Source organism: Thermospira aquatica (genome assembly GCF_023525255.1).
In the GTDB taxonomy this organism is placed as follows: domain Bacteria; phylum Spirochaetota; class Brevinematia; order Brevinematales; family Thermospiraceae; genus Thermospira; species Thermospira aquatica.
Genome location: NZ_CP073355.1, coordinates 1,342,172 through 1,364,605, shown reverse-complemented (window position 1 = coordinate 1,364,605; position 22,434 = coordinate 1,342,172). Strand labels below are relative to the sequence as shown.

Here is a 22,434-nt window from a genome sequence, read left to right as displayed (position 1 = left end):
ACCTCTCCTTCTTGTTACGAGATCACAAACTCATCAAAATATACATCCTCAATCTCTCCATTGATGAGAATGTTATTTATCTCCTTTTTAATCTCCTCTTTGAGACGTTCCTTGCCTTCGACCGTATCAATATCGCGCTTCTCTTTGCGATTTAAGATCCGGAGCACCACATCACGAATCTGAACCTTGCGTTCGACCAGCTCATTCTGGATCTGTTTATTACCCTGATTATACGCCAGGTTGATCTTGACACGAACGAATCGAGGTTCATCAATATCCGCCGTATTGATGCGAAAGTCATCAAGCATAAAGATAGCAAGAGGAGCAGGTTTTGGGGTAATCTTTACCGTTTTGTACACGTCCTCACTTTTCTTTGAAATAATCGAATTCATGATGAAAAAAGAAACCACCACAGAAAGAACCACCGCTACCACCACGGTAATCATATTTGACAGGATCCACTCTATAAGCTTCCCTAGCGAAAAACCTCGCGCTTCAACCGCCGCCTCTTCCGGTGTCTCCGGCTCATCAGTGAGGTTGATATCTTCGTTTTCGCCCATATGTTCCTCCTTGGATAGTTCAGGCAAAAAGCCTCTCTTAATACTATCGGCTTAAGATAAGAAATGCTAAAATATTCCCCTCTATTTTAGGAAAAAACAAAAGAAAAAGCAAGTAGTAAGACGCGTTTTTCTCAATCTTTCAAAAAACGCAAAAATATTTTCTGAAAATTTTTCTTTCTATAAGTTTTTATTTTTCAAAAAGATAGCGTTTTTAAAAATTCTTTTGTTTTTTTTATATAACATAAACAAAACAAATATAACAATTTTTTTTCGATATAAAATATAAAGAGTAAGAAAACAACAAAGGAGGAGAACAATGATTGTTCGGGTACAGAGTATGTCGCTTCTTGGGTTAGATGCCATCCCCATTGATATTGAGGTGGATATTCAGCCCAAGGTAAAGGAATTTGAAATCGTAGGAATGGCCGGACAGGCAGTAAAAGAGTCAGTAAGGCGTATTGAAGTCGCGATCCAGAACTCAGGATTTCACTTTCCAGGGCAAAGGATTATCGTAAACCTTGCGCCAGCTGGAATAAAAAAGATGGGCACCCTTTTTGACTTGCCGATTGCTCTGGCCATTCTCTCCCGGGAAGACGTTCCTGATGATCTGAGTTCCCTCATGGTTGTAGGGGAACTTGCATTAGACGGAAGACTTCGACCTATACCCGGGGCGCTTCCCATTGCCTGGAGAGCCAGGGAAATGGGCTTTAAAAAGATCCTCTGTCCGGCACACAATGTCTCAGAAATGCTCGCGGTAGAGCAGATTGAGATCATCGGTGTGGAAACCCTTACCGAGGCGTATGCGTACATAAGTAAGGGTATTCGTCCCTCCTCCCGATCAAGAAGCCCCTCTCCCGGCTCTTTAAACCGCGTGGAAACGGACATGTCTCATATCAAAGGACAGAAGCTTGCCAAAAGGGCTCTTGAGATTGCCGCCGCCGGGGGGCACCATATCCTCATGGTGGGTCCCCCCGGAACAGGAAAAACAATGCTTGCGAGAGCCCTGGGCGGAATTCTTCCCCCCATGAGCTACGAGGAGGCAGTAGAAACCAGCATGGTGTATAGTGTGGCCGGGCTTCTTGATGATAAATGCCCGATTATTGAAAGTCGGCCCTTTCGTGCACCTCACCATACCGCTTCGGATGTCTCCATTACCGGCGGCGGGAATCGCTGGATTAAGCCGGGAGAGGTGAGTCTTGCTCACCATGGGGTGTTATTTCTGGATGAACTTCCCCTCTTTCGGTCAAATGTGCTTCAAGCCCTGCGGCAACCGATGGAGGAGAAGCGTATTACCGTTTGCCGAGCAGAAGGGTCAGTTGTTTTCCCCGCAAATTTCATGCTTGTGGCAGCGATGAACCCTTCTCGCACTCATAGTGACATCGATACCTGGGAACCAAGGGAAATGCAGCAAATTCTCCAGAGGCTTTCAGGTCCATTTCTCGACCGTATCGATCTCCAGATTCAAGTTTCAAGGCCACCTCTCCAGGAGATCCAGCGAAAGACATTTGAAGAATCTTCAGAAACGATACGACAGAGGGTCACTGAGGCACGCAATATCCAGAGAAAGCGTTTTCAGAATCTCGGTATATACCACAACGCTCAAATGCACCATATCCATATCGAGGAGTTTTGTTCTCTTTCTCCTGCAACGGAAAGGTTTCTCGCGATGGTAGCGGAAAAGTTTATGCTCAGTGTCCGTGTCTATGACCGTATACTCAAGGTAGCCAGAACGATTGCTGACCTTGAAGCCAAACCTGCCATCGAAGAAAAGCATGTAGCCGAAGCTCTTCAGTATCGTGTTCTTGACAGACTCTGGGTGTTATCATGAGAGGTGATGCTTGAGAAGAGAGAGAATGCTTTCCATTCCTTTCATGAGGTTCTCAGAAGGGGTGAGGAGACTTGTCACCAAGTATCCTTCTCGTTCAAAATCAAAAAAATACCCCGGGAATATCCTCACCCCGGCAAAAAGTGCCTCATGGATAAGCCTCTCTTCGCTCACCACTGCAGGGAACTCAATAACCGCAGACCATCCCCCATGATACGTGAGAAGACGGGTATAGTCGGGCAAAAAAGCTCTCAGAAAAGAGAGATTCTCCTGAATCCTCTGGCTCACAAGATGTTGAAGTTCGCCACGAATTTTCCACCACTGAGGAAGAGCAAGCTGGATGGGCGTAGAGGGTGAGAGGTAGGTATCACCAAGGAGTTCCATTGCCCGAAGAAGCCTCTCGCTCTCTTCATCCGGCGCACGAAAAACTGTCCAGGCAAGCTTCATCTGTGGCATAAGAAGAGATTTCGAAAGCCCTCCAAGAACAAAAAGGGGAACCGTCGAAGGTATTTCCCACCATGAAAAGGGAACGTCATCCGGTTTCTCTATCCAAAAATCTGAAAAAACCTCATCCACAATGAGCGCAAAATCACAACGCTGAGCAAGCTCTACGATACGTTCGATATCCCTGTAAAAGAAACCTGTCCCTGTTGGATTATTTGGATGAACGGCAACAAGAGCTTTTGTTCGAGAGGTGATACGCCTTTCAAGCAAACCAAAGTCTACCTCGTATCCCTTGCCATGGAGATATTCCAGTCGATAGGGTACAATATGAACATTGTCAAGTCTTGCCAGATACTCAAAGAGGGGATAACTTGGGACAGGCACAAGTACCTCATCCCCGGGATCACAGAGAAGCTTAAAAAGAAAACTATACGCCTCACTGGTGCTCGTAGTCAAAAGGATCTGATGAGCCGACGGTTTCGAAGAAAAGGGAAGATGATTGGCAAGAAACTCCCGCGTCCGAGGATGACCGAGGGGAGAGGGCTCATAAGAGAGGGCTTCAGCCTGACAAAGAGCCTCAAGCACAAAAGAAGTGTAGGCTGAGAGATCAAAGGCCTTTGTCGGGTTTGAAATAGTGAGATCATAGAGAACGTTTGTTCCAAGACTTGCCTCTGCCCAGCTATTGTCGCGAGCTTCCCAGAAAAGCCTCTTCGAAAGCCTCATGCCTGAATATGTCGGGAGAAAACCTCCCGTTTATACTCATAATCTTTACTCCAGTTTTCAAAATAGGTAAGTCCAAAAACAACAGGAGCAATAGCGTAGAGCTCTTTCCATATCAGCGTGAGAAGCTCCCGGATTTCCCACTGGGCATGAGGACTTACACGCATATCGATCACATGAAGCCACTCACGAAAATTTGCCGACATACTCAACGTGGTTTCTGTAGCATTGGGGAGAAGAAAACGTGCGTCTTCTCGCTTGATACCAAGAGCAACAAGTTTTTGATAGGCCTGCCGAATACTGGACATAGTTTCTTCGTAGATTTTTTTCGATTCGGGGGAAGAGGCTATCTCCGGAGGAGTAACATAGGCAAAGCCCGATTCCTCTACATACCGTTGGGACTGCTGGGAAAAGCTGGCAAGCCGATGTCGTACCAGTTGATGACTGCACGCCCGACTAATACCTTCAATAAAAAAACTCGCCGAAGCATGCTCAAAAACCGAAAGGTGCCCATTTTTCAGTAAACCCGGGAGAAATTTCTCATGAGACGTCGGGGTGATCTTTTCGTGGGAAAGATAGCAAACACGAGCACTGTACTCGATCAGTTTTTCCGGATCCGGTGTATACTGCAAAAGCGTAATCCTCATATCCAACCTCATTGTCAAAGATACTATAGTATAGGAGAGAAAAAATTTTTTTGCTATTTTTTAGACAAACTCTGAAAAAGAAAAAACTCAAAAATAAGGTAAGAGATGGGAAATTCCCCGCCAAGATAAGCTTTTTACTCGAGGGGTTTTTCTTTCTGTGTGGAGAGAAGATACCTATACACCATGTCCCCCAGACCAAGACCACCACTATGCGAGATCTTTCGGGCATACTCCTGGTAAAGCATGTCCTCAAAGATATCCTGTCTTAAACCGCCATTGAGGTAGTCACTCTTTGGAATGGTGCGCCGCATCGACTTGAAAAGCTCCTGGACAAAAAGAGACTCAAACTCCGCCGCCACCTCACGCATACGCTTCTCATCTGCTTTTTGGGCACGCGATTTCAGGACATGAAGATCAGAGAGTTCTCGTTCAGTACTCACCTGAAAAACTCTTTCACTTCCCTGCATCATCATAACTAGCCTCCCTTCTCTCTATCGACAAAAAAAATAAAAACTCAAGAAAAGATACTTGGAGAGGCATCTTCTCCCCTTCCAGGAGAAATGATAACCGTGTGGTGGCACCTTATTTCAGAAAAGAAGAAAAATACCACAAAATCAACAGCAAACTGCAAAAAGAAAAGATCCCCTGCCTAGAGATTTTTTGTAGCATCACCATCAGACAAAAAAGTCCCTCCCCCTTGCCTGAAAAATCCTCTTACCAACTATCTTTTGGTCATCGGGATGCCCTTCCCTATCCCCCGGGAAATTGCTTTTTTATCCTCTACGTCGTATAATAGAAAATCTCGTATTTTATAATCCCAAGGAGTACATATGATAAGCTGGCAGACTATTCAGACAAAACTCAAGGAAATCGCCCATCTGGAAAAGATTTTAGCCCTGCTCTCATGGGATCAGGAAACCTACATGCCTCCTGCGGCAACCAAATCCCGCAGTGAACAGATCAGCTTTTTGGTAGGCGAATGGCACAAGAGAATATGCGATCCCTGGTGGGATGAGGTGTTTACTCAGAGAGAGACCATTCCCGATCTCTCAAGTGATCACAAGAGGATCCTTGAAATCTTCAAAAAAGACAGAGAAAAAGAAGTGAAAATCCCCCTCGAGCTTGCAACTGCCCTGGCAACGGCTGTCTCTGAAGCATTCCAGGCCTGGCAGGAAGCACGTTCTCAATCAGATTTCTCTCTTTTTCAACCCGCACTTCAAAAAATCTTTGACCTGTCACTGGAGAAGGCCGCTGCTCTCGGGTATGAAAGAGAGAACGCCTACGATGCCTTTCTGGATCTTCATGAGGAAGGCCTCACGCAAAAAGATTTTGATCCTCTCGCTATAGAGGCACTCAAGGTTATTCAAAAAGTACTTCACACCATTCAAGAAAAAAGCACCCCTCCTCGCAAAGATTTTCTTTCCAGAAATTACCCTATAGAGAAGCAACAATTGCTCTGCACCTGGATTCTCCCAAGAATAGGTTTTGATACCCAAAGAGGCCGTTTAGATGTTTCTCCCCACCCCTTCTCCACTACAATAGCCCTGGATGATGTCCGTCTCACAACCCGTTATAGCGAAAATGATCCCCTGGGTTCTCTTTATAGTGTCCTTCATGAGGCCGGTCATGGTCTCTACGAACAGGGTTTTCTCCCACAGTGGGAAGATACCCCCCTTGCCCAGGCTATAAGCCTCGGCATTCATGAATCCCAATCCCGTTTCTGGGAAAACCAGATCGGAAGAAGCATGGAATTTCTCACCTGGCTCTGGCCAGAAATGAAAAGAACGTATAATGGCTTTCTTGACGATGTCACTGTCGAAGAGGTTTTTCGAGCGGTAAACGAGGTAAAGCCGTCTTTTATCCGTACAGAAGCGGATGAGGTTACCTATGGGCTTCATATTATCATCCGCTATGAAATAGAAAAAAAGCTTTTCGCCGGCGAGATTACCCTCTCTGAGGCTCCCGAGGTATGGAATAGTCTCTACACCTCCTACCTGGGTATCACACCCCAGAACGCTCGTGAAGGTATCCTCCAGGACGTCCATTGGTCTCACGGTTCCTTTGGATATTTCCCTACGTACCTTTTGGGAAATCTGTACGCCTCTCAGTGGTACGCGGTGATGGGAAAAACCCTCGACATTCCCTCGCTGGTGAGAAAGGGGGAATTCCAGCCCATCCTTGAGTGGATGAGAACAAATATTCACCAGCATGGCCGCCGATACGACGCACAAACCCTGTGTGAGCGTATTAGCGGTGAACCGCTCAATGTGGTATACTTCGCCTCTTATCTCAAGCAACGTTATGAAAGCGTCTACGGGATCTCTCTCCCTCTCTAAATGTTAGAAAGCAAGATGAATACGTGTCCCTGTTGAGGCGTACGAAACCCGATCACCCATGAGGGCTTTCATCTCACTGTAGGCATCCAGTCCCGTACAGTGACAAACCATGAATTTCGCCACAGGATACGAGGAAAGCCTTTTGATGATTTCCTGACGAATCTCAAAAGCGGTATGCCTCAGATGAAATCCTCCAATAACAAGGTCTATAGGTTTCGAGAAACGCGCAAGAACGGTTTCAATCGTATTGGTAATACCACGATGGGCACAACCGGTGTAGACAGTAAGAGAGTCAGCGTGTTCTAAAACAACACAAACCTCGTCCTCAAAATTATCGATTTCCCTTGTTGTATCTTTCTGAACAAAGAGGCCATCCGTATGTAAATCATCAGCATGAACAACACGGATATCAGGAATAACCCACACGGAGGGAAGGATTTCTGTCACCGTCGTAATCGGTGTGAAGAGTTTCTGCATTCCCGGCGAAAGACGCATCCCGATAAAACTCCCGTCCTGGCGATATTTGGGGATAAGAGCGTCTGGATGGGCATAAATACCCTGAAGCGAGGCATGCGAAAAGACACTCTCCAGTCCCCCAGCATGATCGTAGTGTCCGTGACTGATCACCACATGACTCACTTCGTGAAGAGGAAGAGATAAAGACTGCATATTCTCTACGATGGTTTGATCTGACCCCGTATCAAAAAGTACCCATCCCCCTTTGTGATGAAGGAGAAGAGCAAGCCCATGGCGGGCACAGAGAGAGGAGATAAAGGTGGTATTTTCTACCAAAACTATCAATTCCATCGGATTTTCTGTAATCATAAAAGTCCCCTAAAAAAATTGCCCGCCTTGGAAGCGGGCAAAAATCTCTTCTTCGAATTCTTATTGCTGTTCCCGATCGGTAATCATGGCCATCATTTCTGCTTCAGCCACCAACTCACCATCTACCTTGGCATAGCCCTGAAATTTACCGATACGTCCACCAAACTTGATGATCTCAACATGATACTCCAGACGATCGCCAGGAAGGACAGGTTTACGAAACTTAGCATTATTCACACCCATAAAAAGAATCAGCTTGTCCTTATAAACTTCTCCCTTTTTATCGGCTTCTTGCTTGAGAAGCGTGAGTCCAATAAAACCTGCACACTGTGCCATACCCTCAATGATGAGAACACCTGGCATGATGGGTTGACCGGGGAAATGCCCGAGGAAAAACTCATCATTCATCGTCACATTCTTGTATCCCCAGCCACCTTTCTCGGTAACCTCCATCACCCTATCAACAAGAAGAAAAGGATAGCGATGGGGCAAAAGTTTCATAATGTCATGAATGTCATAGTAATTTTTGGACATATCTACCTCCATATTCCTCAAATCTTATGATACAAAAAATTGTTCCCAGCTTTTCACAGCAAGATTTGGAGAGATTTTTTTGACAAGACCCGCAAGAACACTTCCCAGACCAACCTCCACTACCTCGGTTACTCCCAGACTCTCCATATACTTCACGCTCTCTACCCATCGAACCGGACTCTGGATCTGGCGATAAAGCATCTCCCGGATGTTTTTTTCATCCTCTTCTCTGGCAGTCACGTTTGAAATTATCCGACATGACGGAGAAGAAAACGGAGTTGCTTCCAAAACCTTTTTAAACTCTTCGGCAGGATCAGCCATCAGTTTGGAATGAAAAGCCCCACTCACATTGAGTACAATTACCCGTTTGGCTCCTTTCTCTTTAAGAAGGGGTTCTGCCTTGGCAATACCCTCTTTAAGCCCGGAGATGACCACCTGATCAGGGGCATTATAATTCACAGGCTCGACATAGAACTCTTTTGAAACCTCAGCACACACAGCCTCAACAATATCTGCGGAAAGTCCTAAAACTGCCGCCATCCCTCCCCTTTTTTCAGGATCTGCACTCGCCATGAGTTCCCCACGTCGACGAACCAGCTTGAGAGCATCCTCAAAGGAAAGCATCCCAGCAGCCACCAGCGCAGAAAACTCTCCGAGAGAATGGCCAGCCACAACATCAGGGCGTACACCCTTTTGGATGAGCGCTTGATAGGCGATAACACTATAGGTGAGAATTGCCACCTGAGCATTTTCTGTCCGTGTCAATTCCTCTTCAGGTCCCTCAAAAGAAAGCCTGGAAAGAGAAAAACCCAAAACCTCATCTGCTTTCGCATACATTTCCCGCGCAAAGCCAAACTTCTCAATGAGATCTTTACCCATTCCGACCTTTTGAGAACCCTGGCCAGGGAAAACAAAAGCCAGCATCATGCACCTCCTCTGCTTGGCTTATTCTTTTAAGGTGTATTATCTTAACGGAAAGAGAGGTTTCTGTCAAATTTTCGAATTGCTTCATAATAAAAGTACTCGAAAAGGGAACGTTGCTTCAAAATAAAAAAGTACTTTAAATTTGTGTAAAATAATCCAGTTCATGGCTCGACAAGCTCGCCAACCGTGGCTCGACAAGCTCGCCAACCGTGGCTCGACAAGCTCGCCAACCGTGGCTCGACAAGCTCGCCAACCGTGGCTCGACAAGCTCGCCAACCGTGGCTCGACAGGCTCGCCAACAGGAATTGGGTTAACGAGGTCTGAAAAAAGACCTATTGACAGGGAAACGGCGAAATGATATGCTGAGCTTGTCGAAGCAGAGTATCAAAAAGCCAGCAAAAAGGAAAAAATGGAGATACTGGATTACTTTGTGAGGATAACAGGTTTAAAAAACCGAAACTATGCCGCCAGGCTCTTGAGGCAGCACGGAAAAACCATCTATGTAGGCAAGAAAAATTACCTTAAAGCCGATATAGCCAAGAAGGGCAAAAGACCTGGCAGAAAGAAAAAATTCGGCGAAGAGGAACTAAAACTTCTAAAAAAGGTCTGGGAAATTGAAAACTACATGTGTGGCAAACGTTTAACCCAACTTGCAACCTAATGCTCTAAAACTAAGATGTATCAAGGCTTTCATCTTTTCGATTTTCCCTTTTAGGTAACACGGATTTTTTCTGAAAGAAGGGACATTCCTTATAGTTCAGGGCATGATATATCTCCCTTACACGAACGATGGGTTTACTGCATTTCTTTATGTAAATCGTCCTCCCTGTCCTCGTCTTCATCTCCCTGGTAATAAGCTTCTGCGTGTTCATCCTCCTGACTATATTACTCCAATCATCTCTTATCCCCTTCGCCTTGAGCTTTTGCCTTATGGTGTTTACAACCATATACGCAAGGATACTCCCATAGATGTGTGCCTCTGAATAGATGTCTTTTTGATGAAACACTGGTCTCATCTTCAGATCACTCTTCAATACCCTGAATGTTCCCTCTATCTCCCTCAATGTGTTGTATATCTTCCATATCGTCTCTTCATCTTCCCCCTTGAGGGTGGTGCGGATAAAGTATGCCCCAGGCACCTTCACTCCTTCCACCCTCTTCCACTTAATCTCCGTCGCTATCCCATCCTTCTCCTTTATCTTCACCTCGTACAGACGGTTCACCGAGGGGTATCTCTCTTTTAACCTCCCAAGCCTCTCATATACCTTCTCTATCCTCTTTATCCCTCCCTTCCTCTCTATCCCCCGCTTGATAGACTCCAGCCCCTCTTCATACCTCTTTGAGAGTTCCTCTTCCATGCTCTGCTCTTTGAGCGCCTTCCCCTTGCTCTTTATATACAAAAACCTGTCTTCATATCCTTCAACTTCTACCCATTGGGCAAAAATCTCATTGCCTCTCCTGTCTGTAAGCCTTCTGCCCTTCTCCTCTATCTCAGCTATATGACGGTCTTTCATCTTCGCAAGGGATACACATACATAGTCCCTCTTTTGCTCCCGTAACATCCTGAGATTCTCCTCAGTGGCTATCCCTGCATCTATTACTATCACAGGACAGTGACCCTCCGAAGGATATCGCTCCTCCATGTCTTTAATAGTCTTCTTCAAAGTCTTACTGTCCCTGATGTTTCCTTCATAGATATGGCTGTATCGGATGAAACCCATCGTGTCTGTCACCAATCCCAATGCCATAAGCTTTGCATCATTACGCCTCTCTTTGCTCCGACCAAACCTCGCCTTCTCACTATCCCTCTTCTCCCCCTCAAAATAGAGATTCGTTAGATCATAGAGTATTATCTTGTCTTGCGGTGTAAATAACTCCCCAGTGCGTCTGGCCATCCATCGATCTATCTCCTCTTTGGCTTGATAAAGCTTTCGGCTCACTTTGTAAAGATGGTGCCTGCTTGCGCCAGGCTCTACCCATAAAGTTCACTTAACCCACTGTTTTCCTTCAGCCATTCCTCTGTCTTGTGCTCAGAAGCAGGAAATACCGCACGGGCAGTTATGTATATCATCGCCATCTTAATCCATCTCTCCTCCCACCCCAATTCACCCAGATATCTCGATAACCCTAACTCCTCAAGTGCCTGCCTGCATAACCACTCAGCACCAACCTCACGAGCATCATTATGCTCAAGACTGTTACATCTACCTCCTGATAGTCATGAGACCCTCATCTGCTGCCTCTGTGCTTACAAAGGGATTCCTTTGGTTATCCAGTCATCCCCTCTGTATGATAATACTGGTAATATGGCATAATGCTGAGCAAGGTTTTCTATCTTTTGGGGTATCTGTGAAACAAAAAGGGAAGGCCTCTTGTAAACAATCTGTTCAATCCTGTCAGCAAGAACTTTATGGTCTGATCTATCAGGAAGTTCTTCGAGCTTACCAAGGTTGAGAATATTTCTATGTCTTACAGTATTACCGAGGCGATAACTCTCACAGAGGCGGTAGTAGGTATACCGTTTACCAGTCTTTCTGTTAGGTATGGATATAGGTTTAACGAACATGTGTAGAGTATAGCATAAGAGTGGCAGTAATGTCAAGTAGAAACTATTATTTAGGGACTACATACTAATTTCCAGAAACGATATTCATAAAAATCAAGGGGTTAGGAGCTTAAGATAACCCAAATTGGAGGATTTTTGGGGTAAAATGTTGCAAGTTGGGTTGAGATAAAAGGACGAAAAGGCACAAAGCCTGGAACGCTATTAAAGCAACAAATAGCTATACGCACGTGGGCAGAGTGGGATGAAAATTGCCCTAGGTTCATGGAGATTGATCTGGTAGCCCATGAGGAAGGAAATAGCCGGGGAGACTTTGCTCAAACATTAAATATGGTGGATGTTTGGAGCGGTTGGACAGAACTTGTGGCAATCAAAAACAAAGCTTCAAAATGGGTAAGAGAAGCCATAGAAAAAGTCCAAAGAAGACTTCCTTTTGAGTTACGGGGAATTGATTCTGATACCGGTGCTGAATTTATTAATCATCCTCTGCGTCTTATCCACAAGGTATTCATTCGTGGTCACTGCTTGAACAAATTGACCAAACTGTACCACAAGTTTTTCAGGAGGAAGTTAGTTTAGCCAAATAAAATCTTTGCTCTTTGATTCCTTAACTTATTCATTTTGTCTATAGATTCTTCAATTTTATCTTCTTTGAATAAGTTAATAATCTCTGACATTTTAGTTCTCAGAATAGCGATGTTTTTTCTGGCTTTTTGTATTTGTTTTGCTGGATCATATAAATCCTCAATATTGACCTTTCTTTTTTCACTTGGATATTTTGTTGCTCCTTCAATAGCGAGCAAGATAATATCCAAATCGTACCAATCGTTTTTCTTATCAAGTTTACCCATAAACTCAAACGAATATTGTTCTCTATCCTTTACAATTCGCAGAATTAATAAATCAGATTCAAACGTTGCTACAGCATTGCCAAAAGAATGGGAGTGTTGGATACCAATCAACTTAAAACCATATTCTGTAATTAAGAAATTACATTCCCTACTTATAAATAAATCAAAAATATTATCTTTCATATTATTTCTCCTTCCTTAACATCCATTGATTAACCCATCGATATCCCTTTGTTTCAGTTAGTGTTTGAATTTCCCACTGGAGCCAACTATCAGCTTTGATATGGCTTTTTGGTACAGAAAGGTATATATCATCCCCATTATTAGCTATAATATCCAAAAAGTATTGATTTGCTGCTTTTCGTTCAGCCACAGTTAAGCTATTCCAGACATCCCCTAAATCAAAATAACTTGCATTCATTTTCTTCGCTTTAGCAATATATCCGCCCGTTATACTATCCCAGTGCCCTATAACAGTTTTTTCATTATTCTTAATGTTCATTTCTACAAGCTTAAGGAAATCTTTTTTACCCTCCGTCGATGCGGCTTTAACTACCCTCGTAATAGACTTCCCACCCGAAACTACCTTCGTGCCTTTTACAGCCCCAATACCAATGGTTGCCACTCCAAATGCCTCTTCTCCAGCCCTCTCCCAATCCACAGGACCTCTCTGAGTTCCCAATACGGTTCGAATGGCATAATGGCTAAAGCCTAATCTCCCTCGCTGCTCTGGAACTATCACAGCAGTCCTTGCCACACAACCTACTACTAAAAAACACAATACCCAAACCCCTTTCTTCATTTCCCCATCCTTTTCTAAAATTTTCTCCCTCTCCCGGCTTAATCTCCCGGGAGAGGGAAATGATACCTAATCTTCGAGTTTAAACTTCCAGGCTGCGTTTACCACCTTGAGATCCTTTGCCTCGGGAATATCCCGATACAACATATCCAGATCCTCTTTCATCGTGTCAGTCGAAACGATGTCGTAGGTTATCCAGTAAGAATCATCCTTGGTATAACCACTCTGATGAAATCGGACATAGCCAAGATAGGTGATCGTGTTCTCCTTTACCTCAAACTTATAACCAACCGGATAGGAACGAGCCCCGCTATCTCCACCACTCACACCCCATTCATCGATAGCGTACGTCCCTGGTTTCACCCGATAGAAATAGTATCCCTTCGTCGATGAGGTTGCTCCAATTGAAAAAGGCTTTTCGCCGTTTTCCGAAAGCGGAACAATCTGGAGATTCATCATCAGGTTAAACGATGTGTTCTCCCTGATAAGCTCACGCGTCCCATAAATGTAGCCCCAGAGACCACCAGCCTCTTGTTTCAAAAAGGTCTCCCGTGTCAGGCTCTCCTTACACCCCATCGTCACCAACACAAACAACACCATACTTACCCATGCGATACATCTCTTCATCTTTTCCTCCATTTTTTATATATTTTATGGTCTTATCTCTTTTTGTGCCTCATCATCAATGCCCTGGATGACCCATTTCCAGTATCTCGTCCATCCCATCCTCCTCATCATACTCAATACCCTCCAGAAAGGTACCAGAAAAGTGCCTGAAATCGGTCGTTTTCTCCCACTGTTTCCCCCCCAGAGGCTTCACCATGAGTTCAGAAAACTCTGAAAGCTTCCATTCCCCGATCTTGTTTGCTACCTCTCTATTCATCTTCTTTTTGCCTGTTTTGGGGTCCCGTATCGTGAAATCCTCCCCACTGTAGTCTTTTCTTGTCTTGCGGTAGACATAGATCCCCCCATCCCTCCTATCAAACTCAATGATATGCACATCATGGGTAATCCCCATCTTCTTGAGACTCCCGGCAAACCGACTGCTGGGATCATAAGAGATAAAATGGGGCAATTCGTCGGTAGGAATGTGGGATAAAATGTCTTCTCGAAAAATTTTAATAGTATTCTTTTTTATTTCCTCTAAGTTCACTATCTCGTACTTTTGTCCCTGGTAGAAAAACTCTATCTCACTTATGCAGGTATCATCGTAGCGTGTCCCGGGGTAGGTGGAGTTAATGTAAAAGACTATCCTTAAGAGCTGGGTGGGTAAGCCATATTTCTCTAAATAGATCTCATTCCAGCCGGGAGATAACTCCACCGATGTCTCTATATCTTTAACTTCTTTTCCTCTGTAATATATCTTTTCTTCAACTTCTTCTCCCTCTTTTTTATAAACTGTAACTTCAATTCCCATTCTTTTTATCTTTCGGTTTGCCTCAAAAACATTGGAATTTTTTCCATAGCCATTATATATCCTTACCATATCAACAGGAGTAGGATCGTCCTCATTGGGAATAGGGTAAAAGCCAACAGCTACCACTTCCCCTACTCCCTCTTCCCACCATAAACCATTGGTTCCACTTCCATCCCCCTTTACCCCCTCTGCCCAACAGGTATCAATTCTCCCATCAAAGAGGTTATACACCCAGTAGGGTTGGGGATCACCTGGTAAAAAAGAAGAAGCGCCAGTGCCAATTTTAACCTTTAACTCTGTAGCATACATCCCTACTACTAAACAATACAATATTCCTATCCACCACTGTTTCATAAAGGTTCCTCCTTTCTTTTTACTGGGTAACTATAAAGCTCTTCCCTCTGACACCATATTCTTTAAATTTCCATCTTATTATTATCTCCTCCCCCTTGGGGTCTTTTCCAGTATGCTTCTCCGCCCCAAACAGCTCGGCGAATTCTTCAAAGTCGGGGAAGTAAATGGTCTGACAGCCGTGAGACCAGTTCCACTGGAAGTTATGAGAGACCATCGCTTGCTACTCCTCCTCATCCAGATAGATATCCACTATCCAGCCCTTGATGGTGTTTCCACTTTTGTCCTTTATCCCTGTGTCGACGTAGACCCATGAACCTGATCTATCGCCAATTGTGAGAGTTTTATCCGACCATTCCAGAACTTTTACCTTCGCCCCCTTTCTCAGCCTGAGTAAAACCTGAGAGTTCGTAGAGGGTTTTGCTCTGAGGTTGACATTTTCAGTGTCAAGAATAAAGTAATATTCAAAGTAATGGGACATATCGGGCTGTTTGTAGCTTAAATAAGCATCAAAAATCCATCCCCTTATGGGTTTTTTGTTATTATCCACTATACCTGTATCCACATATACCCATGTTCCTTGCTTATCCCCAATCTCTATCACTTCTTCCGCCCAGTCTAAGATTGTTACTTTTCTTTCTTTGTTGAGTTTGGCTAGCACAGGGGCATTCGTAGAAGGATTCTCTCGAACATTTATATTTTCCCCTTTTGTTTGGTCAACCAACAAAGGAGGAATTTCATCTCTTGCCCAGGCAGGAAAATTTGGTATATTCGTAAAAACCTCTACCCCACAAACAAAAGGAGAAAGTATTTCAATCCCTTCCTCAGAGAAAATAAAGGCTTCTATTCCTTCAAAAAGAAAAAGAGAGGGGTTTAACACACATTGGTATATATATCCTTGTTTACTCCATGAGAGCGTTTCTTTTCCCAATCTCAAAGTTGTTTGCACATAAAGAAAAAGCCCATTACTATATGTTCTTAGAGAATATCCTTCTTCTGCTTCGGAGACCTTCATAAAAAGAGAAGGGAATTGTTTAATTCTTTTAAAATCTATATCTCCGGCAAGATTTTTTCGCCTTAACCATCCCCGGTAAGTAGGAAACTCCGTGGGTTTTTCAGTTTTTCTTACTTCGTAAGGAATTGGATAGTAGGTATCAACATAAAACCATTCATCTCCAACATTACTAAGTATCTTTACTATTCTAAAACATGGCACCTCCCAGATTGCTTTTGAGTTTGTTAGAGGTCCCTCAAATAAAGGAGCATCTTCTATTACATAAACCTCGCCGCTTTTCGTTTTCAAGGGCTTTGTTGTCAATGCCCAGCTGCCAGCTAGGAAATATATCTCTAAGAGAAAAATTAATAGAATAATATACTGTTTCCTCATAATTTCCCCCTCCTAAAATACAGTAATATGTAAATGATGTCGATGGAGAAGCATATTTTGATTTCTTTTTCCTCCCACCAATTCTGGATTTGGATTTCTATCAAAATTTTCCAAAGGGATATTTAGGGGATCTAAATAAGTATTTTTCACTGTGCTCCACTCATTAGCATAGTTATACTCTCTTCCTGGTTCTTTACTCTCTAGCTGCCACGGATCCAGTGCCTGGCTGACCCTTGAGTCGGCCACAAAAGCCTCATATATCTCATCTCGGAGAGCTTTTTGCTCCTCTGTCGGCTCTCCGTTGGTATTATTAAACCTCACCGTAACGTTTCCTCGTGTTGCTGCTGTGAGGTCTCTCTTTATCATCTCACTACCTTCACCATCATCAATGCCCTGGATGACCCATTTCCAGTATCTCGTCCATCCCATCCTCCTCATCATACTCAATACCCTCCAGAAAGGTACCAGAAAAGTGCCTGAAATCGGTCGTTTTCTCCCACTGTTTCCCCCCCAGAGGCTTCACCATGAGTTCAGAAAACTCTGAAAGCTTCCAGTCACCTATCCTGTTCGCTACCGCTCTATTCATCTTTACTCTGCCTGTTTTGGGATCTCGTATCGTGAAATCCTCCCCACTGTAGTCGTTTCTTGTCTTGCGGTAGACATAGATCCCCCCATCCCTCCTATCAAACTCAATGATATGCACATCATGGGTGATCCCCATCTTCTTGAGACTCCCGGCAAACCGACTGCTGGGATCATACCAAATAAAATGGGGCAATTCATCGGTAGGAATGTGGGATAAAATGTCTTCTCGAAAAATTTTAATAGTATTCTTTTTTATTTCCTCTAAGTTCACTATCTCGTACTTTTGTCCCTGGTAGAAAAACTCTATCTCACTTATGCAGGTATCATCGTAGCGTGTCCCGGGGTAGGTGGAGTTAATGTAAAATTCGATACTTACCAACTGGGTAGGTAAGCCCTGTTTCTCGAGGTATATCTCATTCCAGCCAGGAGATAACTCCACCGACGTATCTATCTTTTTAACTTCTTTTCCCTTGTAATATATCTTTTCTTCAACTTCTTCTCCTTCTTTTTTATAACAATAAACTCTAATTCCCATTCTTTTTATCTTTCGGTTTGCCTCAAAAACATTGGAATTTTTTCCATAGCCATTATATATTCTTACCATATCAATTGAAACTGGACCTCTATCATTCGTAAGTAAGGAAAGATCTGTTCCTACAAATTCTCCTACCCCCTCTTCCCCCCATGAACCATTGGTTCCACTTCCGTCCCCCTTTACCCCCTCTGCCCAACAGGTATCAATTCTCCCATCAAAGAGATTATACACCCAGTAGGGTTGGGGATCACCTGGTAAAAAAGAAGAAGCATATGGCTCAATTCTAAGCTTTAAATCTGTAGCATACATGAGCACAGCTAAACTATACAATAATGCTATCCACCACTGTTTCATAAGAGTCCCTCCTTTCTTTTTACTGGGTAAGTATAATGGTCTTCCCTCTGACACCATATTCTTTAAATTCCCATCTTGTAATTGTCGTCTTACCTTGCTTTTCTTCTTTTTTCTCCCCACCAAACAGCTCGGCGAATTCTTCAAAGTCGTCCCTGTAAATGGTCTGACAGCCATGGGACCAGTTCCACTGGGAGTTATGAGAGACCATCGCTTGCTACTCCTCCTCATCCAGATAGATATCCACCATCCAGCCTTTAATAGTATTACCCTTCTTATCCTTAACGCCTGTGTCTATGTATACCCAATTACCCGTCCTGTCCCCAATCGTAAAAGTAACGTCCGACCGTTCGAGTAGCTTTACCCTTGCGCCCTTCTTTAGCTTTAGCAATACAGCCGAGTTTGTAGAAGCTTCGGAACGCACGTTTACATTGTCGCCGGTGAGAATGTAATATATTTCAGGACTTAAATATAAATCTAGTACCCAGCCCTTTATGGTATTACCCTCCTTATCCTTTACGCCCGTGTCTATATATACCCAATAGCCTGTCCTGTCTCCAATGATTGTAATCTCCGTCCTCTCCAGAAATTTTACCCTTGTACCCTTCTTTAGCTTGAATAGTACAGCTGAGTTTGTAGATGCTTTGGTACGTACGTTTACATTGTCGCCGGTGAGAATGTAGTATGTTTCAAGTACAGGCGCTTTATCCGATTGTGCCCATTTGGGGAATTTGGATTTGTCTGTGAGGACTTCAGTTTCCCAAGTGCTACCACCTTTTAATTGTTCTTCATCATCATAGTAAAATAAATTTGCCACCTCTCCTGTTTTTCCCGTTAATAGTATCACATTTCTATATCTATAAATGTTGCCCGTTAAGTGAATTCTTACTAGTTCACTGTAATAAAATTTTTCTTCTGTTCTAATTTTATATGTTCCGTTCGAGTAAATACGATAATAGACAGGCGGACCATCTACTTCATGGCAGGTAATAAACATTTCCTGTATCTTTTTTACTGGTTTAAAATCTCCCCATCCCGCAAGATCCTCCCTCTGAACCCAGCCTTTTAAAGTAGGTGGAATAACTCTATTGGATATTACCTTTGGCTTTTCCTTTTGATTTTGCATACCTGAGTCAACATAATACCATATCTGATTTGTTCCTGAATAATTGATATTGGTCTTTGTAATAATAGCTACTCCCTGAAGAAAGGGTAAGATTTCAATTAAACCTGAATCTATATTTGGTTCTTTATACAATATTGCTCCCTCAGTTATTACTATAGCACCATTGGTTCCAAAAAATTGTAATTCACTCGGTTCTGAATAAACTTTCTGTATATTTAATATTATCATTATCAATATAATAAAATATTTCATTTTATCCTCCTATTGCCTCCATATAGTAATATGAAGGTGATTGTTATGTGCAATCATCAGTCGGTAGAATTTTGAATTCACTTTTTGTGGCTTAGGTTGATTCCAGATATTTGGTTCATCGTAATAATTATTAGGGTCTCTGCTAAGCATTCTTGAAGGATTCAACACTTGCGATACTCTTGGGTCATTATAGAAAGCGGTATAAACTTCTTCTATAAATTCAGTATTTTGATCATACTGATTGGCATATGCCGGAGTGTTATTAAACCTCACCGTCACATCACCCCTTGTCGCAGCTACTATATCTATTCCTCTTCCCGACCCATGTGGGCTTGTGGTGCTATTCCTCCACAGGCTTGATACCTGAATACTATCCACATTCACGCTCCTCACTGACTACTTCTATCCAGAACCATCCCCATCCAACCTACGTCATGCATAACACCCTCCAGAAATGTCCCACTAAAGTCTTTAAAATACGGCGTCTTTTCCCACTCTTTACTCCCTCGTGGTCTTACCATAAGCCCATACACCACACCTCCAGCTACTGCAAACTTTCTCACACCACGCTTCAGTGCTTCTTCATACTCTTTCCACTTCATAGAGACCTCCTCGTTTTTTTTATATTGTAGCTTTGTCTTATGACTTTCTCGAACGTATTATACCACCAGTTGAAATTTTTGTCAATGGGCCGAATTGCTTTAAAATTTTTGTACTGAAAAGGAACGTTGCTTCAAAATAAAAAAGTACTTTAAATTTGTGTAAAATAATCCAGTTCATGGCTCGACAAGCTCGCCAACCGGAATTGGGTTGGCGATGTTTGAAAGGAGACCTATTTACAGGGAAACGGCGAAATGATATGCTGAGCTTGTCGAAGCAGAGTATCAAAAAACCAGCAAAAAGGAGAAAAAGGAGATACTGGATTACTTTGTGAGGATAACAGGTTTAAAAAATCGAAACTATGCCGCGACATTCCTCAAAAATAATCTACGTGAAAGTATGTTGTTTCCTTATAAGTGAAAAAAGGTTGAATACTGGTGTGAGATAGACAGTTGCTATTACCCTTCCGCGGTGAGAAAAAACGGAGGGGCTATTACCATGTCACAGTAAGGGTCGCTCGTTTTTCCTTGTTAAGGAGAAAACTTTAGCTATTACCTTTTGCAATGAGAATCAAAATACAAAAGCTATTTCCTTATCACAGGAAAAAAACTTGCTCTTCCCTTATTGCAGTATGGACTCGGGAGACAAAAGCTCTTCCCTTATTGCAGGGAAAAGGAGAGGGTATATGAGCTATTCCCTTATCGCAGTGAGAACACTTGCTATTACCGTGTTGCAGTCTGGAAACCTGGCAGCTATTCCCATATTGCAGTGAAAGCGTAAAACATAAAAGCTCTTCCCTTTTTCCAGCGGAAACGAAATGCCCATGAGCTATTACCTTTTCGCAGTCTGAAAACAATTTTAGCTCTTACCATAGTACAGTTAATGCGAGGGACATAAAAGCTCTTTCCCTGTTACAGTGGCAACCAAGGGACAAGCTCTTCCCGTATCACAGTTTTATACTCTGCGTTCACACTGCAACAAGGTAAGAGCATTTTTCTCAACCCCCAAAATCTCCCCATCGATCTTACTTTTAAAATATATAAAACATCTTTTTTAACAACTATAACAAAAAATTTTCGATATATATAGTATGAAAAAATTTCTCTAAGGAGAAAACCATGGAAAAGGATTTTTTCACACTCTCAGAAAACGGGGCCTACCAGATCCTCGAAAAAGCCCTCTGGCCAGAGGGACCTATTTGCCCACGGTGTAAGGCAAAGGCTCACCTTCTCTCGTGCCGGCTCGTGTATCAGTGTCCCAAGTGTGGCAGACAATTTTCCTTAAAAAGCCAGTCCATCATGCGAAAAAGTCACCTCTCGCCAAAAATCTGGCTTTCTGCCATGTTTCTTGTCTGCCAGGATGGTGGCATAAACGCCGTCAAACTCTCGAAACTTCTTCATATTAGCTACAAGGCAAGCTGGCTTCTTCTTCAGAAGCTACGAAGCCTTATGCGGCTTACCACTCGCCATCACACGAAATCCCTCCGAAAGCTTGTCAAAACCTTTTTCTTTCTCTCCGGCATCAAACGCCGCCAAAGAAAAAACTTTTCTCCCATGCAGGTTGTCGAAATTGATGCGGATGATACCCCTTCTAAACTTCACATTCATCTTGTGGATGATGTGAGTAGCGATTGGCTTTCAGACTTTTTTGGCAAGCTTTTCCGCCACACGCCCGTAGAAAAAAGAACGCCGTGGCTTTCCCACCTTAACGATGGGTTGAAAAACCTTCTTGAAGACGTCTATCACTATGGTTGTCGAAAGCACATGCAGCGCTATCTTGATGAATTCTGTTTTCGGTTTAACATCGAGGGGGTTTCTTCCAGGCTTGAAGAGCTTTTAAGAAGGCTTGGCAAACGTCGCCAGCTTCTCCCGTGGAAAAAGCTTGTTGCTGAAGGGCTTATTCTTCCCATCTGGGCGTAGGTTTTCGTTTTTTCTTTCTCAACACATTTCCTGCGTCTGTCAAATAGAAAACTAAAAGTTTTTGTTTCATTTTGTTTTTTTGAATTTTTTTCATCCTTTTGAAAGAAAAGGACAGGAAAAACTCGAAAATTCATGGTGAAAACGTTTTTTTCGTGAGGTAAAAGATGAAAAAACATATGCTATTACCTTGTTGCAGTTTTTAGCACCTTATACCCCATAGTATGGTGACGGCTTTCCTGCGATAAGGTAAGAGCAATTTTGGCAAATCTCGCGTTAAACGTTTAACTTGAGTTTCTCTTCCACACTCTTGAGTGAAAAGACATTTGATCTTACCTTCTTACAGCTAAAAACTGTTTTTTTAGCTCTTCCCTTGTTATAGTGAAAAAGCTGGCCGGAAACTGCAAAAAGGAAATAGCTCCCACTCTCCGCGCACGATATACAAGTCACTCACAAAGCGAAAAGAGTATGGAGTGGGAGATTCTTCTCTCCACCCACAAAAGCTCAAACCAAAAATTCCCCTTCAAAAAATTCCCCTTTAAAAGCAAAAAGAAAAAGCCTTCAGGCCCCTACAGACCCTTTTTCTCTTCCCCCGACAAAAATCCGATCTCACATATACAGAAGGGTCGTTGTACTTTGTGCCTTTATAGCCATTTATGGTAAAAACTAAAAAATACTTTATAGAACTAAAACCATAGAAATCTTTCCATAATTCCATGAGTATTCTTCATTTTCTTTTTGAAGACGAAGATTCTTTATTCTTTTTGTTGTTTCTTTTTCATCCCTTTCAAGATCAATGTAAAAACAAACTTTGGTAGTATACAAACCTAAACTCATCGGCACTTTCTTTTTTTACCTTTTTCCATCCTTGATCTCCGTAGGTTTA

28 protein-coding genes are annotated in these 22,434 nt (G+C 43.0%); 6 read left to right on the top strand and 22 right to left on the bottom strand.

Features of this window, described 5'->3' with window-relative positions; translation table 11 throughout:
• Nucleotides 1-14 precede the first annotated feature (14 nt).
• Complete coding sequence (locus KDW03_RS06510) at nucleotides 15-560, bottom strand: flagellar basal body-associated FliL family protein (protein ID WP_271434286.1); 546 nt, start codon at nucleotides 558-560, stop codon at nucleotides 15-17.
• A 316-nt stretch (nucleotides 561-876) separates the two neighbouring features.
• On the opposite strand from KDW03_RS06510, the gene KDW03_RS06505 reads away from it, so the two are divergent.
• Nucleotides 877-2,388 carry a YifB family Mg chelatase-like AAA ATPase gene (locus KDW03_RS06505; protein WP_271434285.1) on the top strand — a complete coding sequence of 504 codons (1,512 nt, stop codon included), beginning with the start codon at nucleotides 877-879 and terminating at the stop codon, nucleotides 2,386-2,388.
• Here KDW03_RS06505 and KDW03_RS06500 read toward each other — a convergent pair.
• From KDW03_RS06500 to KDW03_RS06490, 3 genes are all read right to left on the bottom strand, one after another.
• Nucleotides 2,383-3,552 (bottom strand): pyridoxal phosphate-dependent aminotransferase, encoded by a 1,170-nt coding sequence (locus tag KDW03_RS06500; RefSeq protein WP_271434284.1) that lies wholly within the window; start codon nucleotides 3,550-3,552, stop codon nucleotides 2,383-2,385. The two genes, KDW03_RS06505 and KDW03_RS06500, sit on opposite strands and share 6 nt — an antisense overlap.
• Entirely contained in the window at nucleotides 3,549-4,196 is a 648-nt protein-coding gene (gene thyX, locus KDW03_RS06495; protein ID WP_271434283.1) for an FAD-dependent thymidylate synthase, read from the bottom strand. Before thyX ends, KDW03_RS06500 begins: the two co-directional genes overlap by 4 nt.
• A gap of 134 nt (nucleotides 4,197-4,330) precedes the next feature.
• Entirely contained in the window at nucleotides 4,331-4,669 is a 339-nt protein-coding gene (locus KDW03_RS06490; protein ID WP_271434282.1) for a rod-binding protein, read from the bottom strand.
• 357 nt (nucleotides 4,670-5,026) lie between these two features.
• On the opposite strand from KDW03_RS06490, the gene KDW03_RS06485 reads away from it, so the two are divergent.
• Complete coding sequence (locus KDW03_RS06485; protein WP_271434281.1) at nucleotides 5,027-6,532, top strand: carboxypeptidase M32; 1,506 nt, start codon at nucleotides 5,027-5,029, stop codon at nucleotides 6,530-6,532.
• A 3-nt stretch (nucleotides 6,533-6,535) separates the two neighbouring features.
• Here the strand turns inward: KDW03_RS06485 and KDW03_RS06480 are convergent, their stop codons facing one another.
• From KDW03_RS06480 to fabD, 3 genes are read right to left on the bottom strand one after another with little or no spacing between them, the layout of a single operon-like run.
• Nucleotides 6,536-7,357, bottom strand: a complete 822-nt coding sequence (locus KDW03_RS06480) for an MBL fold metallo-hydrolase (protein WP_271434280.1) — start codon at nucleotides 7,355-7,357, stop codon at nucleotides 6,536-6,538.
• A gap of 60 nt (nucleotides 7,358-7,417) precedes the next feature.
• The gene (gene fabZ / locus KDW03_RS06475; RefSeq protein ID WP_271434279.1) at nucleotides 7,418-7,891 is read right to left on the bottom strand and encodes a 3-hydroxyacyl-ACP dehydratase FabZ; all 474 of its coding nucleotides are present in this window, start codon (nucleotides 7,889-7,891) and stop codon (nucleotides 7,418-7,420) included.
• A gap of 24 nt (nucleotides 7,892-7,915) precedes the next feature.
• Nucleotides 7,916-8,815 (bottom strand): ACP S-malonyltransferase, encoded by a 900-nt coding sequence (fabD, locus tag KDW03_RS06470; protein WP_271434278.1) that lies wholly within the window; start codon nucleotides 8,813-8,815, stop codon nucleotides 7,916-7,918.
• Nucleotides 8,816-8,978: 163 nt separating this feature from the next.
• On the opposite strand from fabD, the gene KDW03_RS06465 reads away from it, so the two are divergent.
• Nucleotides 8,979-9,173, top strand: a complete 195-nt coding sequence (locus KDW03_RS06465; protein WP_271434277.1) for a hypothetical protein — start codon at nucleotides 8,979-8,981, stop codon at nucleotides 9,171-9,173.
• Nucleotides 9,174-9,224: 51 nt separating this feature from the next.
• A complete protein-coding gene (locus KDW03_RS06460) occupies nucleotides 9,225-9,476 on the top strand; it encodes a hypothetical protein (protein WP_271434276.1) in 252 nt (83 codons plus the stop codon).
• A 10-nt stretch (nucleotides 9,477-9,486) separates the two neighbouring features.
• Here KDW03_RS06460 and KDW03_RS06455 read toward each other — a convergent pair whose 3' ends face one another.
• Both KDW03_RS06455 and KDW03_RS06450 read right to left on the bottom strand, forming a co-directional pair.
• Nucleotides 9,487-10,755 carry an IS1634 family transposase gene (locus tag KDW03_RS06455; RefSeq protein WP_408648300.1) on the bottom strand — a complete coding sequence of 423 codons (1,269 nt, stop codon included), beginning with the start codon at nucleotides 10,753-10,755 and terminating at the stop codon, nucleotides 9,487-9,489.
• A 308-nt stretch (nucleotides 10,756-11,063) separates the two neighbouring features.
• The gene (locus KDW03_RS06450; RefSeq protein ID WP_271434275.1) at nucleotides 11,064-11,381 is read right to left on the bottom strand and encodes a hypothetical protein; all 318 of its coding nucleotides are present in this window, start codon (nucleotides 11,379-11,381) and stop codon (nucleotides 11,064-11,066) included.
• A gap of 261 nt (nucleotides 11,382-11,642) precedes the next feature.
• On the opposite strand from KDW03_RS06450, the gene KDW03_RS06445 reads away from it, so the two are divergent.
• Nucleotides 11,643-11,957, top strand: coding sequence for a hypothetical protein (locus KDW03_RS06445; RefSeq protein ID WP_271434274.1), 315 nt, complete (start codon nucleotides 11,643-11,645; stop codon nucleotides 11,955-11,957).
• Here KDW03_RS06445 and KDW03_RS06440 read toward each other — a convergent pair.
• The 12 genes from KDW03_RS06440 to KDW03_RS06385 form a co-directional block, all read right to left on the bottom strand.
• Entirely contained in the window at nucleotides 11,954-12,412 is a 459-nt protein-coding gene (locus KDW03_RS06440; RefSeq protein ID WP_271434273.1) for a hypothetical protein, read from the bottom strand. The two genes, KDW03_RS06445 and KDW03_RS06440, sit on opposite strands and share 4 nt — an antisense overlap.
• A gap of 1 nt (nucleotide 12,413) precedes the next feature.
• Entirely contained in the window at nucleotides 12,414-12,986 is a 573-nt protein-coding gene (locus KDW03_RS06435; protein WP_271434272.1) for a hypothetical protein, read from the bottom strand.
• A 111-nt stretch (nucleotides 12,987-13,097) separates the two neighbouring features.
• Nucleotides 13,098-13,655 carry a hypothetical protein gene (locus KDW03_RS06430; protein ID WP_271434271.1) on the bottom strand — a complete coding sequence of 186 codons (558 nt, stop codon included), beginning with the start codon at nucleotides 13,653-13,655 and terminating at the stop codon, nucleotides 13,098-13,100.
• A 55-nt stretch (nucleotides 13,656-13,710) separates the two neighbouring features.
• Nucleotides 13,711-14,799: an NADase-type glycan-binding domain-containing protein gene (locus KDW03_RS06425; protein WP_271434270.1), complete on the bottom strand. Its 1,089-nt coding sequence runs from the start codon at nucleotides 14,797-14,799 to the stop codon at nucleotides 13,711-13,713.
• A gap of 19 nt (nucleotides 14,800-14,818) precedes the next feature.
• Complete coding sequence (locus KDW03_RS06420) at nucleotides 14,819-15,013, bottom strand: hypothetical protein (protein WP_271434269.1); 195 nt, start codon at nucleotides 15,011-15,013, stop codon at nucleotides 14,819-14,821.
• A 6-nt stretch (nucleotides 15,014-15,019) separates the two neighbouring features.
• Entirely contained in the window at nucleotides 15,020-16,183 is a 1,164-nt protein-coding gene (locus tag KDW03_RS06415) for an SH3 domain-containing protein (RefSeq protein ID WP_271434268.1), read from the bottom strand.
• A gap of 12 nt (nucleotides 16,184-16,195) precedes the next feature.
• Nucleotides 16,196-16,612: a hypothetical protein gene (locus KDW03_RS06410; protein ID WP_271434267.1), complete on the bottom strand. Its 417-nt coding sequence runs from the start codon at nucleotides 16,610-16,612 to the stop codon at nucleotides 16,196-16,198.
• The gene (locus KDW03_RS06405; protein ID WP_271434266.1) at nucleotides 16,569-17,657 is read right to left on the bottom strand and encodes an NADase-type glycan-binding domain-containing protein; all 1,089 of its coding nucleotides are present in this window, start codon (nucleotides 17,655-17,657) and stop codon (nucleotides 16,569-16,571) included. Before KDW03_RS06405 ends, KDW03_RS06410 begins: the two co-directional genes overlap by 44 nt.
• Before the next feature lie 19 nt (nucleotides 17,658-17,676).
• The gene (locus KDW03_RS06400) at nucleotides 17,677-17,865 is read right to left on the bottom strand and encodes a hypothetical protein (RefSeq protein ID WP_271434265.1); all 189 of its coding nucleotides are present in this window, start codon (nucleotides 17,863-17,865) and stop codon (nucleotides 17,677-17,679) included.
• 6 nt (nucleotides 17,866-17,871) lie between these two features.
• Nucleotides 17,872-19,032: an SH3 domain-containing protein gene (locus tag KDW03_RS06395; RefSeq protein ID WP_271434264.1), complete on the bottom strand. Its 1,161-nt coding sequence runs from the start codon at nucleotides 19,030-19,032 to the stop codon at nucleotides 17,872-17,874.
• Between the two features lie 9 nt (nucleotides 19,033-19,041).
• Complete coding sequence (locus KDW03_RS06390) at nucleotides 19,042-19,410, bottom strand: hypothetical protein (protein WP_271434263.1); 369 nt, start codon at nucleotides 19,408-19,410, stop codon at nucleotides 19,042-19,044.
• A gap of 11 nt (nucleotides 19,411-19,421) precedes the next feature.
• The gene (locus KDW03_RS06385; RefSeq protein ID WP_271434262.1) at nucleotides 19,422-19,634 is read right to left on the bottom strand and encodes a hypothetical protein; all 213 of its coding nucleotides are present in this window, start codon (nucleotides 19,632-19,634) and stop codon (nucleotides 19,422-19,424) included.
• Nucleotides 19,635-20,750: 1,116 nt separating this feature from the next.
• Between KDW03_RS06385 and KDW03_RS06380 the strand changes: the two genes are divergently transcribed.
• Nucleotides 20,751-21,551, top strand: a complete 801-nt coding sequence (locus KDW03_RS06380; protein WP_271434261.1) for an IS1595 family transposase — start codon at nucleotides 20,751-20,753, stop codon at nucleotides 21,549-21,551.
• Nucleotides 21,552-22,226: 675 nt separating this feature from the next.
• On the opposite strand, the gene KDW03_RS06375 is transcribed toward KDW03_RS06380, so the two are convergent.
• The gene (locus KDW03_RS06375) at nucleotides 22,227-22,385 is read right to left on the bottom strand and encodes a hypothetical protein (RefSeq protein ID WP_271434260.1); all 159 of its coding nucleotides are present in this window, start codon (nucleotides 22,383-22,385) and stop codon (nucleotides 22,227-22,229) included.
• Nucleotides 22,386-22,434: the final 49 nt, after the last annotated feature.